The organism is Corynebacterium sp. HMSC074A01 (genome assembly GCF_001831515.1).
Lineage (GTDB): Bacteria > Actinomycetota > Actinomycetes > Mycobacteriales > Mycobacteriaceae > Corynebacterium.
Genome location: NZ_KV825630.1, coordinates 102,804 through 116,197, shown reverse-complemented (window position 1 = coordinate 116,197; position 13,394 = coordinate 102,804). Strand labels below are relative to the sequence as shown.

The 13,394-nt window shown below is 66.3% G+C and carries 13 protein-coding genes; 8 read left to right on the top strand and 5 right to left on the bottom strand.

Going from position 1 to position 13,394, the window contains the following annotated elements; translation table 11 throughout:
- Positions 1 to 40 precede the first annotated feature (40 nt).
- The 6 genes from gatC to gatB are packed head-to-tail and all read left to right on the top strand — an operon-like array spanning position 41 to position 6,232.
- Positions 41 to 343: an Asp-tRNA(Asn)/Glu-tRNA(Gln) amidotransferase subunit GatC gene (gatC, locus tag HMPREF2550_RS10235; protein ID WP_070762951.1), complete on the top strand. Its 303-nt coding sequence runs from the start codon at positions 41 to 43 to the stop codon at positions 341 to 343.
- Entirely contained in the window at positions 344 to 1,834 is a 1,491-nt protein-coding gene (gene gatA / locus HMPREF2550_RS10230; RefSeq protein ID WP_070762950.1) for an Asp-tRNA(Asn)/Glu-tRNA(Gln) amidotransferase subunit GatA, read from the top strand.
- Complete coding sequence (locus HMPREF2550_RS10225) at positions 1,818 to 3,128, top strand: MFS transporter (protein ID WP_083319906.1); 1,311 nt, start codon at positions 1,818 to 1,820, stop codon at positions 3,126 to 3,128. Before gatA ends, HMPREF2550_RS10225 begins: the two co-directional genes overlap by 17 nt.
- Before the next feature lie 43 nt (positions 3,129 to 3,171).
- Positions 3,172 to 4,203 (top strand): 6-phosphofructokinase, encoded by a 1,032-nt coding sequence (locus HMPREF2550_RS10220; RefSeq protein ID WP_070790938.1) that lies wholly within the window; start codon positions 3,172 to 3,174, stop codon positions 4,201 to 4,203.
- Positions 4,204 to 4,722 (top strand): mismatch-specific DNA-glycosylase, encoded by a 519-nt coding sequence (locus tag HMPREF2550_RS10215; RefSeq protein WP_070790937.1) that lies wholly within the window; start codon positions 4,204 to 4,206, stop codon positions 4,720 to 4,722.
- 10 nt (positions 4,723 to 4,732) lie between these two features.
- Positions 4,733 to 6,232, top strand: coding sequence for an Asp-tRNA(Asn)/Glu-tRNA(Gln) amidotransferase subunit GatB (gatB, locus tag HMPREF2550_RS10210; protein WP_070762947.1), 1,500 nt, complete (start codon positions 4,733 to 4,735; stop codon positions 6,230 to 6,232).
- Between the two features lie 49 nt (positions 6,233 to 6,281).
- Here the strand turns inward: gatB and HMPREF2550_RS10205 are convergent, their stop codons facing one another.
- Positions 6,282 to 7,685, bottom strand: a complete 1,404-nt coding sequence (locus HMPREF2550_RS10205; protein WP_070762946.1) for a hypothetical protein — start codon at positions 7,683 to 7,685, stop codon at positions 6,282 to 6,284.
- Positions 7,686 to 7,952: 267 nt separating this feature from the next.
- Here HMPREF2550_RS10205 and HMPREF2550_RS10200 point away from each other — a divergent pair, with 267 nt between their 5' ends.
- Positions 7,953 to 8,435 (top strand): GNAT family N-acetyltransferase, encoded by a 483-nt coding sequence (locus HMPREF2550_RS10200; RefSeq protein WP_070762945.1) that lies wholly within the window; start codon positions 7,953 to 7,955, stop codon positions 8,433 to 8,435.
- Here the strand turns inward: HMPREF2550_RS10200 and HMPREF2550_RS10195 are convergent.
- On the bottom strand, positions 8,432 to 9,493 hold the full coding sequence (locus tag HMPREF2550_RS10195) for a glutathione S-transferase C-terminal domain-containing protein (RefSeq protein WP_070790936.1): 1,062 nt from the start codon (positions 9,491 to 9,493) through the stop codon (positions 8,432 to 8,434). The genes HMPREF2550_RS10200 and HMPREF2550_RS10195 overlap by 4 nt on opposite strands.
- Before the next feature lie 105 nt (positions 9,494 to 9,598).
- On the opposite strand from HMPREF2550_RS10195, the gene HMPREF2550_RS10190 reads away from it, so the two are divergent.
- Positions 9,599 to 10,360: a DoxX family protein gene (locus HMPREF2550_RS10190; RefSeq protein ID WP_070790935.1), complete on the top strand. Its 762-nt coding sequence runs from the start codon at positions 9,599 to 9,601 to the stop codon at positions 10,358 to 10,360.
- On the opposite strand, the gene ilvD is transcribed toward HMPREF2550_RS10190, so the two are convergent.
- The 3 genes from ilvD to HMPREF2550_RS10175 all read right to left on the bottom strand — a co-directional run.
- Positions 10,357 to 12,195, bottom strand: coding sequence for a dihydroxy-acid dehydratase (gene ilvD / locus HMPREF2550_RS10185; RefSeq protein WP_070790934.1), 1,839 nt, complete (start codon positions 12,193 to 12,195; stop codon positions 10,357 to 10,359). The genes HMPREF2550_RS10190 and ilvD overlap by 4 nt on opposite strands.
- 12 nt (positions 12,196 to 12,207) lie before the next feature.
- Positions 12,208 to 12,738: a PH domain-containing protein gene (locus HMPREF2550_RS10180; RefSeq protein WP_210399962.1), complete on the bottom strand. Its 531-nt coding sequence runs from the start codon at positions 12,736 to 12,738 to the stop codon at positions 12,208 to 12,210.
- Positions 12,739 to 12,803: 65 nt separating this feature from the next.
- On the bottom strand, positions 12,804 to 13,394 hold a 591-nt coding region (locus tag HMPREF2550_RS10175; RefSeq protein WP_168167711.1), incomplete at its 5' end, for an HNH endonuclease signature motif containing protein.

Below are 13,394 nucleotides of genomic sequence, written 5' to 3'. Positions count from 1 at the left end.
GGCGTTTTACTAACCACGTACACAAGAGATTGGAACCGTTTTGGCTGAGATTTCCCGCGAGGAGGTCGCCCGCATCGCCCGGCTTGCCCGGATTGCGCTGCAGGACGACGAGCTCGAGCAGATTTCCCAACAGCTCGACCAGATCGTCGACGCTGTCTCGAAGGTGCAGAGCGTCGACACGGAGGGCGTGGAGCCGATGAGCCACCCGCACTCCATCGAGGCAGGCATGCGCCCGGACGTGGAGAAGAAGACACTGACGCAGGCACAGGCGCTGGACCAAGCGCCCGAGGTGGAAGAGGACCGCTTCGTCGTGCCGCAGATCCTGGGGGAGGCTGACGAGTAAATGACCGAGCAGACGAACTACACCATTCCCGCCGAGGGCCTTGTGTCCAAACCCGCCCACGAGCTGGCGCGCATGATTCAGGCCGGCGAGGTCACCTCCCGCGAGGTCACCCAGGCCTTCCTGGATCGCATCGCGGAAACCGACGAGACGCTCGGTGCCTTCCTGCACGTCGGTGCGGACGAGGCGCTCGCGGCTGCCGACGCCGTCGACGCGCAGGTCAAGGCGGGCGAGGCCCCAGCCTCCGCGCTCGCTGGTGTGCCGCTGGCGCTGAAAGACCTCCTGGTCACCACCGATGCGCCGACGACCGCCGCGTCGAAGATGCTGGAGGGCTACATGAGTCCCTATGACGCGACCGTCGTGAAGCACTTGCGCGAGGCAGGCATCCCGATTTTGGGCAAGACGAACCTCGACGAGTTCGCGATGGGCTCTTCCACCGAGAATTCCGCCTACAAGGTCACCCGCAACCCGCACGACATCGAGCGCGTGCCGGGCGGTTCGGGCGGCGGTACCGCGGCGGCACTCGCGGCGGGCCAGGCACCGCTGGGCATCGGCACGGACACCGGCGGCTCGATCCGCCAGCCGGCGTCGCTGACCGGCACTGTCGGCGTGAAGCCGACCTACGGCGGCGTGTCCCGCTACGGCGTCGTGGCCTGCGCCTCTTCGCTGGATCAGGTCGGCCCCTGCGCCAACACAGTGCTGGATACTGCACTGCTGCACGAGATCATCGGCGGCCACGACGAGTTCGACGCCACCAGCGTTGATCGCCCCGTGGGCTCGCTTGCCGACGCCGCCCGCGAAGGCGCATCCGGCGACCTCAACGGCGTGAAGATCGGCCGCATCAAGCAGTTCGCTCGCCCGGGCACCCAGGACGGTGTCAACGCGCGCATCGACGAGGCGTTCGCTCAGCTTGAGGCCCAGGGCGCGGAGATCGTCGAGGTCGACTGCCCGCGCTTCGACGACGTGATGGGCGCTTACTACATCATCCAGATGTCCGAGGTGTCCTCGAACCTCGCGCGCTTCGACGGCATGCGCTACGGCCTGCGCGCAGGCGACGACGGCAAGCACTCCGCCGAGCAGGTCATGGCCGCCACCCGCGGTGCCGGCTTCGGCGACGAGGTCAAGCGCCGCATCATCCTGGGCACCTACGCGCTCTCAGTCGGCTACTTCGACGCCTACTACCTGCAGGCGCAGCGCGTGCGCACCTTGATCGCGGAGGACTTCGCCCGCGCCTTCGAGCAGGTGGACGTGATCGCGGGGCCGACCGTGCCGTCGACCGCGTTCAAGATCGGGGAGAAGGTCGACGACCCGCTGGCCATGTACAACTTCGACCTGTTCACGCTGCCGCTGAACCTCGCCGGTCTGCCGGGCATGTCCGTGCCCGCGGGCGTGACCGAGGACACCGGCCTGCCGGTCGGCCTGCAGCTGATCGCCCCGGCCTTCGAGGACGCGCGCCTCTACCGCGTGGGTGCCGCTTTTGAAGCCGGCCGTTAATCCCTGGAATACCCTCGCAGCCCTGGCTGCGGGGTATTTTCTTGTCCTGATCGATCAGGGCTTCATGCCCGTGATCACGCCGCTTTTACCTTTCGACGTGGGCTCCGCCGTGTGGCTCACCAGCATTTACCTGCTGTGCACGGTGGCCCCGATGCCGGCGACGGGCAAACTTGGCGACGCCTTCGGGCAACGCGGCGTCTTCCTCATCGGCCTTGCCATTTACGTGGCCGCGCTGGTGCTCGCGGGTGTGTCTTGGTCCTTCGAGTCGCTGATGGTGGCGCGCGGTCTGCAGGGCGTGGGCGCTGCGGCGTTCTTGCCGCAGGCGTTCGGGCTGATCCCGCGCGTGTTCTCGCCGGACACACAGGGCCGGGCGTTCGCCGCATGGGGCGTGATCGGCTCGGTGGCATCCCTGATCGGCCCGGTAGTCGGCGGGGCAGTGGCTGACAGTCTCGGCTGGCGAGCGGCGTTTTTCGCCCAGGCGGCACTTGGGGCGGTGGCGCTGATCGCTGGACTGATCGCGCTGCCGCGACTGCCGCGCAGCGGCGAGCGGGTCACCCTGCTGCCCGTGCTGCTTTCCTTCGGAGGGCTGGGGCTGCTGGTTTACGGCATCCAGTTCGGGCAGTGGCCCTCGATCCTCTTCGGCGCGCTGCTGCTCGGCGTGCTGGTGCGCTCAGCCCGCGACGGCACCGACAACGGATTCCTACCCGTGGGGCTCATACTGCATCGCTCCTTCGCGCTTGGAGCCCTGGGAGTCGCCGCGATGGGCTTTAGCGTGGCGTCGATGTTCATCCCGCTGATGTATTGGCTGCAGACTGTCGCCGATGCCTCCCCGACCGCATCCGGCGCGATCACCGCGCCCATGTCGGTGTTCGCGTTCGTGCTGACCCCAGTCGCCGGGTACCTGACAGACCGTCGCGACCCGGGCAAGCTCTGCGCCGCGGGCTTTAGCATTTCCGCGGCCGGGCTGGTGCTCGCTATCGCGCTGATCCACACTGGGGCGGACGTGTGGTGGTTTACTGCCGTGACCTCGCTACTGGGCATCGGCGGTGCGTTCGTCTGGGCACCGAATGCGGCGGTGACCATGCGCGGCATCCCCGAGCACGAAACCGGTGCGGCCTCCGGGCTCTACAACACCATGCGCCAGGTCGGCAGCGTGCTCGGCGTCGCGCTCGTGGGAGCGGTGCTTGTGCGCGGCGACATCGCGCAGACCGCGCACCTCGCGATGCTGCTGCCGCTCGCGGCGATGGTGATTGGCGCGGCGAGCTCGCTTGCTTTGCGACGCGACGACGCTTGAGGTCACTCGGCCTCGCCGCAGCGAACGCGCTAGGGTGGACGGTATGCGACTTGCGACACTGACTTCCGGCGGCGACTGCCCGGGCTTGAACGCCGTCATCCGTGGAATTGTCCGCACTGCCAGCGCCGAGTACGGCTCGACCGTGGTCGGCTACCAGGACGGCTGGGTCGGTCTCATGGAGGACCGCCGCGTCGACCTGTACGACGATGCGTTCATCGACTCGATCCTGCTGCGCGGCGGCACCATCTTAGGCACCGGCCGCCTCCACCCCGACAAGTTCAAGGCCGGGCTGGACACGATCAAGGCCAATCTGGCGGACGCGGAGATCGACGCGCTCATCGCCATCGGCGGCGAAGGCACCCTCAAGGGCGCGAAGTGGCTCTCCGACAACGGGATCCCGGTGGTCGGCGTGCCGAAGACCATCGACAACGATGTTGCGGCGACCGACTACACCTTCGGTTTCGACACCGCTGTCTCCGTGGCCACCGACGCGATCGACCGCCTGCACACCACTGCGGAATCGCACAACCGCATCCTCATCGTCGAGGTGATGGGCCGACACGTCGGTTGGATCGCCCTGCACGCGGGCATGGCCGGCGGCGCGCACTACACCGTCATCCCGGAGGAGCCCTTCGACGTCGCCGATATCTGCAAGGCGATGGAGCGTCGTTTCCAGATGGGGGAGAAGTACGGCATCGTCGTCGTCGCCGAGGGGGCGATCCCGAAGGAAGGCACCATGGACGGCGGCCTGGGCGAAGAGGACGAGTTCGGCCACATCACCTTCAACGGCATGGGCCAGATCGTCGCCGACGAGATTAAGAAGCGCCTGGGCTACGACGTGCGCACCACCGTGCTCGGCCACATCCAGCGCGGCGGCACGCCGACCGCCTACGACCGCGTGCTGGCCACCCGCTACGGCGTCCACGCGGCGCGCGCTGCGCACAACAACAACTTCGACACCTGCGTCGCCCTGCACGGCGAGAACATCGAGCTCGTGCCGCTCGAATCCGCCATCGCGCAGCTGAAGACGGTGCCGGAGCACCGCTACACCACCGCCAAGGCGATGTTCGGCTAAATGCGCGACCGGATCCCCGATCCCTGCCGCCTGCTGGTGGTGGGGATCAACCCCGGTCGCTTGAGCGACGCCCACGACGCCCCCTTCGCACACCCCGGCAACCGCTTCTGGCCCGCCCTCGAGCGCGCCGGCATCACCCCGTACCGCGTCGATGCGACGGGCGGCCTTTCGGAGCAGGACGCGGCGATGCTCGCCGAACGTGGCATCGGCTTTACCAACTTCGTCGACCGCATGACGCCCCGCGCCGCGGACCTGAAGCGCGAGGAGCTTGTTGCTGGCGGTGAGAGGGTGCGGCGGTGCGTCGAGAAGCATAAGCCGAGCGCGGTGATGGTGGTGGGCATCGGTGCCTACCGCGATGCTTATCGACGCCCGCGAGCCACCCGCGGGCTGCAACCTGAACGCCTCGGCGGGGCACCCGTGTGGGTGGTCGGCAACCCGAGCGGGCTCAACGCGCACGAAACGGTTGACACGCTGGCGGAAAGTTACCGCGAGGTGTGGGAGGCGAGCGTCGGGAAGTAGGATAGAGCCCATGACTGCCTACGACTTGATGGATTACGACGAAGTACTGGAAAAGTACGACCCCGTGATGGGCCTCGAGGTGCACGTGGAGCTGGCGACGGAGACGAAGATGTTCTCCACGTCCTCCGCGCACTTCGGTGCCGCGCCGAACACGAACATCGACCCGGTCTCGCTCGGCTTGCCGGGCGCGCTGCCCGTGGTGAATGCGAAGGGCGTCGAGTGGGCGATCAAGATCGGCCTGGCGCTGAACTGCCAGATTGCCGAGAGCTCGCGGTTTGCCCGCAAGAACTACTTTTACCCGGACCAGCCGAAGAACTACCAGATCTCGCAGTACGACGAGCCGATTGCCTACGACGGCTACCTCGACGTGCAGCTCGAGGACGGCACCGAGTGGCGCGTGGAGATTGAGCGCGCGCACATGGAGGAGGACACTGGCAAGCTGACGCACCTCGGCTCGACGTCGGGCCGCATTACCGGCGCGACGGCCTCGCTGGTGGACTGCAACCGTGCCGGCGTGCCGCTGATCGAGATCGTGACCAAGCCGATCATCGGCGCCGGCGAGCGCGCGCCCGAGGTGGCCAAGGCGTATGTCGGTGCGCTGCGCGAGCTGGTCAAGGCGCTCGGCGTCTCGGACGCACGTATGGACCAGGGCTCCATGCGCTGCGACGCGAACGTCTCGCTGCGCCCGGTAGGCCAGGAGGAGTTCGGCACCCGTACCGAGACGAAGAACATCAACTCGCTGAAGTCCGTCGAGCAGGCCGTGCGCTTCGAGATGCAGCGCCAGGCCGCCGCGCTTGAAAACGGCGAGGAAATCGTCCAGGAAACCCGCCACTACCAGGAGAAGGACGGCTCCACCTCGAAGGGCCGCCCGAAAGAGGAGGCGAGCGAGTACCGCTACTTCAACGACCCGGATCTGCCGCCGGTGATCGCGAAGCCGGAGTGGGTCGAGGAGATCCGCCAGACGTTGCCGGAGCTGCCGTGGGTACGCCGCGCGCGCATCCAGGAGGAGTGGCAGCTGCCGGAGAAGGAGTTCCGCGACCTGGTCAACGCTGGCGCGCTCGACCTGGTGGTGGACACCGTCGAGGCCGGCACCACGCCGGACGAGGCGCGCGCCTGGTGGGTTTCCTACATCCAGGCCAAGGCGAATGAGGCGGGCAAGGAGCTCGACGCGCTCGGCGTCGAGCCGGCGGACGTCGCCCGCGTGGTGGAGCTGGTCAAGGAAGGCAAGCTGACCACCAAGCTGGGCCGCCAGGCCATCGACGGCGTGATCGCGGGCGAGGGCCGCGTGGACGAGGTCGTCGCTGCCCGCGGGCTCGAGGTCGTGCGCGATGACGGCGCGATCGAGAAGGCCATCGACGAGGCGCTCGCCGCCAACCCGGACATCGTGGAGAAGTACCGGGCGGGCAACAAGAAGGTCACCGGCGCGATCGTCGGCGCGGTGATGAAGGCGACTCAGGGCAAGGCCGACCCGGGTGAGGTCAACAAGATGATCGCACAGAAGCTCGCTTAGCGACGACAAAAGAGGCGCTCCCGGTTTGGGAGCGCCTCTTTTTTGTTACTTATTTATCCTCGGGCTTGACCGCGGGGAAGCTGCCGGTCTCGTAGACCTCCTTGTAGGCGTCCCAGTCGATGCCTTCGCCGTCGGACTCGGGAGCACCCTCGTAGTCGGCGTGCTCCGGGTCGAAGGCGGGGGCGTCCTCGAGGGTGAACTCGCTGTCGCTGTCGGCGTCGAGGTCTGCTGCGACTTCCTCCTGGACGGAGTGCCACAGGTCGGCGTCCTCGACGTGCGACTCTGCGACGAGCGTGTCGACTTCCTTGCGCTGCTTGGCAGACAGGTCGTCCTCGGTGGGGTCCAGGGCGGTCTCGGCAAGCTCGGCGAGGCGCTCGCGCCGCTCGGTTTCTTCCTTGATGTTGCTGCGGTCGCGGAACCAGCCGACGAGGATCGCGATGGTCAGGATGATGCCCAGGTAGCCGATGGCCGGGTAGACCCAGCTGATCAGGTCTGCGAACCCGACGAACGAGAGCAAAAAGCCGATGCCCACGACGGTGAAGTACACGGGGCGGAAGCGATCCTGGTGCTTGTGGGTGAGGCGGCGCGCCATGGCATAGAACATGCCGACGGCGGTGTTGTAGATCATCATGTAGATGATGATGGACACGATCACGCCCACGGTCGGGTGCATCGAGTCAAACACTGCCAGCAGCGGCATGTCAGCGCCGGCGACCTTATCCATGTTGAAGAACAGGATGAAGTTCAAAATGACGAGCAGGATGGCGAAGATGAGGCCGCCGAGCAGGCCGCCGACGCCAGCGGTGCGCGGGTTCATCTGGGAACCTGCGATGACCAGCATCATGGACACGGCCATGATGTTGACCAGGGTGCCGTAGTTGACGGCGGCGAGCAGCCAGTTGTTAAACACGCCGTCTGCGGGCGACTGCTGTAGCGCGATCTCGTTCATCTCGTTCAGGCTGTCCGGCATGTTCATGATGGTGATGCCGAACGCCACGATGATCGCCACGATGAGGAAGGGCGTGATGACAGAGATGACGTCAGTGATGCGGTCGACGTCCAGGAAGCCGGAGGCCACGAGCAGCACCGTCATGATGGTCGCGCCGATCCATGGGGCGAAGCCGAACTGCTGGTTCAGGTTCGAGCCCGCGCCGGCCACCATGACGAAGCCGAAAGCAAAGAGGCTGAACATGGTGGCGTAGTCCATGTACTTGGACACGATGGGGCTGGAGACGCGGTTGAACACCGCGGAGTGGTCGTCGGCAAGGTAGTAGGAGCCGAGTTGGAAAATCGTGGTGCCCACCACGAAGATGATGGTGCCGGAAATGACGGCACCAACGATGCCGATGTAGCCGAAGGACAGGAAGTACTGAATGACCTCCTGTCCGGAGGCGAAGCCTGCGCCGACCAGAAGGCCGACGAGCGCCATCGCCACTTTGATTGTTTGTCTCATAACGGTAATCCTTGGTGTTTCGATAATCTAAGAAAATGAACCGGGGGCGATGTTAACAAAGCGCCGCACGGCCCGCGAATGTGCATTGTGCGTGAGTACGGGGCATTTTTGCGCCTGTGCCCGAGAGAAACGCCAGCGTATCCACCCCCGCGCGCATCCAGCCTCACGTCAGTTTTGCGTTTCGGCACCCAGGAAAACGTTATGAGTTTGTAATCAATGGTGTCCGAATGTGTGGCTTTGGGTTGCCGTCCTTTAGACTTTGCACCCATGACCAAGATTCGCGAAGCCGTCGAGGCCGACACCCCCGTCATCTACGAGATGATCAAGGAGCTCGCCCTCTACGAGAAGGAACCGGACTCCGTCACCTCTACCGAAGAGGACGTGCGTACCCACCTTTTCGGCGAAAACCCGAGCGTCTTCGCCCTGGTTGCGGACAACGACGGCGTGCTCGAGGGCATGGCCCTGTGGTTCTTGAGCTACTCTACCTGGGAGGGCCGCCATGGCATCTGGCTCGAGGACCTCTACGTCCGCGAGGAACACCGCGGCAAAGGCCTGGGAACGGCGCTTTTGCAGGAGCTCGCGCGCATCGCCGTCGACAATGACTACCGGCGCGTGGAGTGGACCGTGCTGAAGTGGAACACGCCTTCGATCGGCTTCTACGAGGCCATGGGCGCCGGCGACATGGGCGAGTGGTCCACGATGCGCCTTGACGGCGACGCGCTGCGCGTCCTCGGCAGCGCTCGCGGCTAGCGCTGGAACGGCGCGGGGTGTTTGACCTCCTCGCCCGCGCGGACGGGGCGCGGCGGGGTCACGCCGTCGGCGAAGGGGGTGCCGGGGAGGCGGTTGCGGTCGTGGGCGTCGACAAGCCAGCGCATGTCGGGCCCCACCGGGACGACGCTGGTCGGGTTGATCTCGGAGTGGGTGATGTAATAGTGCTCCTTGATCTCCTGAAAGTCGGTCGTGTCGCCGAAGCCGGGAAGCTGGAAGTGTTCCTGGAGGTAGCCGCGCAGGTTGGGCATCTGCGCGATGCGGTTGCGTGACGCCTTGAAGTGGCCGACGTAGACGGGGTCGAAGCGGACGAGGGTGGGGTAGAGGTAGATGTCGGCAAGCGTGATGTGCTCGCCGACCAGGAAGCGGTGCCGCCCGAGGTGATCCTCCAGCCAATCCATGTGCTCCCACAGGTCGGCGTACGCCTCCTCGTAGGCGTCCTGCGAGCCGGCGAAGCCCGCGCGGTAGACGCCGTTGTTGATGTGGCGGTAGATCCGGTCCGCGATCTCGTCGATCTCCGCACGCAGCTCGCGCGGGTAAAGGTCAGGCGCGCCGTCGCGGTGGTGCGCGCGCCAGGCGTCCTGGAAGTCGATGGGGATGCGATGGAAGTCGTTGGTCACCGCGGCGCGCGTTCGCTTCTCGACGACCACCGGCACCGTAATCCCCCGCGGATAGCCCGGAAAGCGCGCCTCGTAGGCGTCCTTGAGGAAGTGCAGGCCCGTCTCGGGGTCCTTGCCGTTGGGGTCGAGGTCGAAGACCCACGAGCGCGCGTCGTGGGTAGGCCCGGCCAGCCCGAGCGAGATGACGTCCTCGAGGCCTAAGAGGCGGCGGACGATGATGGCGCGGTGGGCCCACGGGCAGCCGCGCGCCGCCATGAGTCGGTAGCGCCCCGGTTCGACGGGCCAGGCGTAGCTGCCGTCCTCGGTGGGCTGCGGATCGCTGCCTGGGGCGATCTCGGCGCTGAAGTAGTCGTTGATGTAGGTGGTGTCGCGGACGAACTCGCCGTCCGGGGAGGCGTTGCGTGCAGGTTGAGCGTTCATGGACTCGAGTATCCCCGCAAAACAGTGACGTGTCAACTAAGTTCTGTTGGGGCGCGCCGAGGACATTGCCAGCTGCGGCGCAGCACGTGGCATAGATTTACAAGCATGGACAAGAACAACGCACGCGATGTCACCCCTGAGGACTTCGACCCGATCGACGGCCTGCCGTACGCCCCGCTTGGCGATAAAGAAGCCGCTGGCGGAAGTACGGCGGTGGGGGCGTCGAGAAGCGAGGAGCCCGCGACGCTCACCGGCAAAGCCGCGCCGACCGAGGTCATGCCGGAAAACCCGACCGAGACCGTGAGCCTTGCGCAGCCCGAGCCGGAGCCGGTCCCCGTGGAGCCGCCCGCGAAGCGCGGAACGATGGACTTCGGGCTGCTGCTGCTGCGCCTGCTGCTCGGCGGCTGGCTCATCCTCGAGTCGCTGACCACCCTGTTCCGCCTCGGCGGCTCGGACGGCATCAGCGCGCTGCGCGACGCCTTCGACGCCTACACTTTCGCCAGCGGGCTTTCCGTGGTCGTGCCGGTGCTGCAGCTGACCGCGGGTGTCTTCCTCGTGCTCGGGCTGCTCGCGCCGATCGCCTCGCTGGTGGCCGTGGTGGTCACCGGGTTTATGGCGCTGCACGGCATCGTCGACGGCACCGACAGCTGGAACGCCTTCGCGTGGGAGGCCGACGTCTGGCTGCCGGTCGTGCTCTTCGGGCTTGCGCTCGGGCTGCAGTTCACCGGCCCGGGCTTCTACGGCGTCGACGCGAAGCGCGCCTGGACGCGCCGCCCGCTCGGATGGGCGTGGGCGTGCGCGGTGCTCGGCCTCATCATCGCCGGTGCCGTCTGGTGGTTCGGCACCGGCGTCAACCCGCTGAGCTAGTCGACCTGGCGGACCGCGCCCTTGTCGGCGCTGGTCGCCATCTTCGCGTACGCGCGTAGCGCCTTCGACACCTCGCGGACACGGTTCGGCGTCCACGGGCGCTCCGAAGCTTCCATTGCTTCTCGACGCCGCGCCAACTCCGCCTCCGGCACATCCAATTTCAGCTCACGATTCGCCACCGAGATAGCGATCGTGTCGCCGTTCTCGATCAGGCCGATGAGCCCGCCGTGTGCGGCCTCGGGGGAGATGTGGCCAATCGATAGGCCGGAGGTGCCGCCGGAGAAGCGGCCGTCGGTAATCAGCGCGCACTTCTTGCCCAGGCCGGCGCCCTTGAGGAAGGACGTCGGGTGCAGCATCTCCTGCATGCCCGGGCCGCCGGCGGGGCCCTCGTAGCGGATCACCACGACCTCGCCCTCGAGGACTTCGCGGTTGAGGATCATGGAGACCGCCTGCTCCTGCGAATCCACCACGCGGGCGGGGCCGCTGAACTCCCACAGGCCCTCTTCCACACCCGCGGTCTTCAGGATCGCGCCGTCCGGGGCAAGGTTGCCGCGCAGGACGACCAGGCCGCCGTCGGAGGTAATCGGGTGCTCCACGTCGTGGATGACGCCGTTCGCGCTATCCGTATCCAGGGACTCCCAGCGCGCGGACTGGGAAAACGCCTCCGTGGTGCGGGTGCCGCCGGGAGCCGCGTGGTAGAGCTCGATGGCCTCCTCGCGCGGGTTCTCGCCGCGGATGTCCCAGTCGCTGAGCCATTCGGAGAGGCTGGGGTAGGCGATCGAGTGGACGTCGTCAAGCAGAAGGCCCCCGCGGTGCAGCTCGCCCAAGATGGCGGGGATGCCGCCGGCGCGGTGGACGTCCTCGACGTGCGCCTCGCCGTTTGGGGCGACCTTGGACAGGCAGGGGATCACGTGCGAGAGCTCGTCGATGTCTGTCAGGTCGAAGTCGACCTCGCCCTCCTGCGCGGCGGCGAGGATGTGCAGGATCGTGTTCGTGGAGCCGCCCATCGCCATATCGAGTGCCATCGCGTTGCGGAAGGCCTGCTTGGTGGCGATGTTGCGCGGCAGCACGGACTCGTCGCCCTCACCGTAGTAGCGCTCGCACATCTTCACAATGTGCTCGCCGGCCTGCGTGAACAGGGCGCGGCGGGCGGTGTGGGTCGCGAGCGTCGTGCCGTTGCCCGGCAGCGACAGGCCCAGCGCCTCGGTGAGGCAGTTCATCGAGTTCGCGGTGAACATACCGGAGCAGGACCCGCAGGTGGGGCAGGCGTTGTTGGCGATGTCGTCGAGCTGCTCGTCGGTGACTGCGTCGTTGGCGGAGAGCGCGATGGCGTCGATAAGATCCGACTTCGGCTTGGTCACACCGTCAACCGCGAAGGCTTTTCCGGCCTCCATCGGGCCGCCGGAGACGAAGACCGCCGGGATGTTCAGACGCATCGCCGCGTTGAGCATGCCTGGGGTGATCTTGTCGCAGTTGGAGATGCACACCATCGCATCAACCGTGTGCGCGTTGACCATGTACTCCACCGAATCCGCGATGATCTCGCGGCTCGGCAGCGAGTACAGCATGCCGGAGTGGCCCATCGCGATGCCGTCGTCCACGGCGATCGTGTTGAACTCCTTCGGCACGCCACCGGCCTTGCGCACCGCGTCCGCGACGATGTCGCCGACGTTCTTCAGGTGGACGTGGCCCGGCACGAACTGCGTGTACGAGTTCACAATGGCCACGATCGGCTTGCCGAACTCGTGCTCGCCGGTGCCCGTCGCGCGCCACAGGGCGCGGGCACCAGCGGCTTGGCGGCCAACGGTGGTAACTCGTGAGCGGAGGGGGATCAACGGGTGCTCCTTCTATTGATTTTCGGTCGTGGGGCGCGGGCCCGGCGTATCTGGGTGTTCTCGAAGGTACTCCTCGTACTCCTCGCGCGAGAGCAAAACGTGGTGATTGTCCTTATCGATGATCTCGTACTTGCCGTCGGCAGCTTCCTGCGCCCCGGTGATCACGTCGGTGATGCGGCCGCGTGAGGCCTCGGCGAGATCGGGCAGTGAATTAAAAGACACACCCGGCATCATGTATTCCTTGCCGGCTTTGGTCGTGGCGAGCGCGCGGGCACCCTTGAAGCCGATGCCCTCGAGGTCGTCCCACTCGATGTGCGTGTTGGGGCGCGCCACGTAGCGCAGGCCGATGCCGCGCTCGTCCACGGTTGTCGACGCGCACAGCACCCACACAATCCAGCCAAGCGGAAACAGCAGGAGCCAGCCAAGCATCAGCGGCGCCCAGGAAATACCGATCAGCGCGATGCCGATCATGAGAACAACCCCCACGATGTGTTCTCGAGACGGTCGAAAAATCTTCTGCTGATCATCCGGCTGTGCAGTCATGCCCAACATGCTAGTCAAAGGGCATGCCAGTAAGCGCCAGGGGGCTGGCGCTTATCGACGACCCACTACTCCGGCGGTCCGGTTGCTGGGATGTGCGCGGCCCGGGCGTGTCTTCGTGCCGGGTCGGTGTGTTTAACCCCGCGAGGTGTGAGGTAGCCTTTCGGGCTTTGCCACATGATCTGGCCGCCAACCCGCTGCATCCGCCCCCGGTTCGGTCGGCCGTTTTGTCGGTTATGGTAGGTGCACAACCAGCACATATTCTCGACCTCGGTCGCCCCGCCTTTGGCCCATTCCTGGATGTGGTGTGCTTCGGAGAAGTCCGCCGGCTGGTTGCAGCCTTTCCACGCGCAGGTGGCACCGTCGGCGCTCATCAGGGCGCGCAGCTCGCGGTTGGCGTGGCGCTCAAGCTTCACCGGGTACAGATTGACTGGGCCGTCCGTTGCCGAGATCAACGCGATGTAGCCGGCCGCGCGCAGCTTCCGGTTGATAAGTTCCGCTCCGCGAAGCCACTCGCCGTTGGTCAGCTGGACCTCGACCTCGCCGTCTTCGCGCATGCGCCACTGGGCAAAGTCGCCGATGTCCATGTTCAACACGGTGGTAATCGACGCGTCCCCACCGCTGCGGGTGTCCTTGAGCCACGCCTGCGGGTCGTCTTT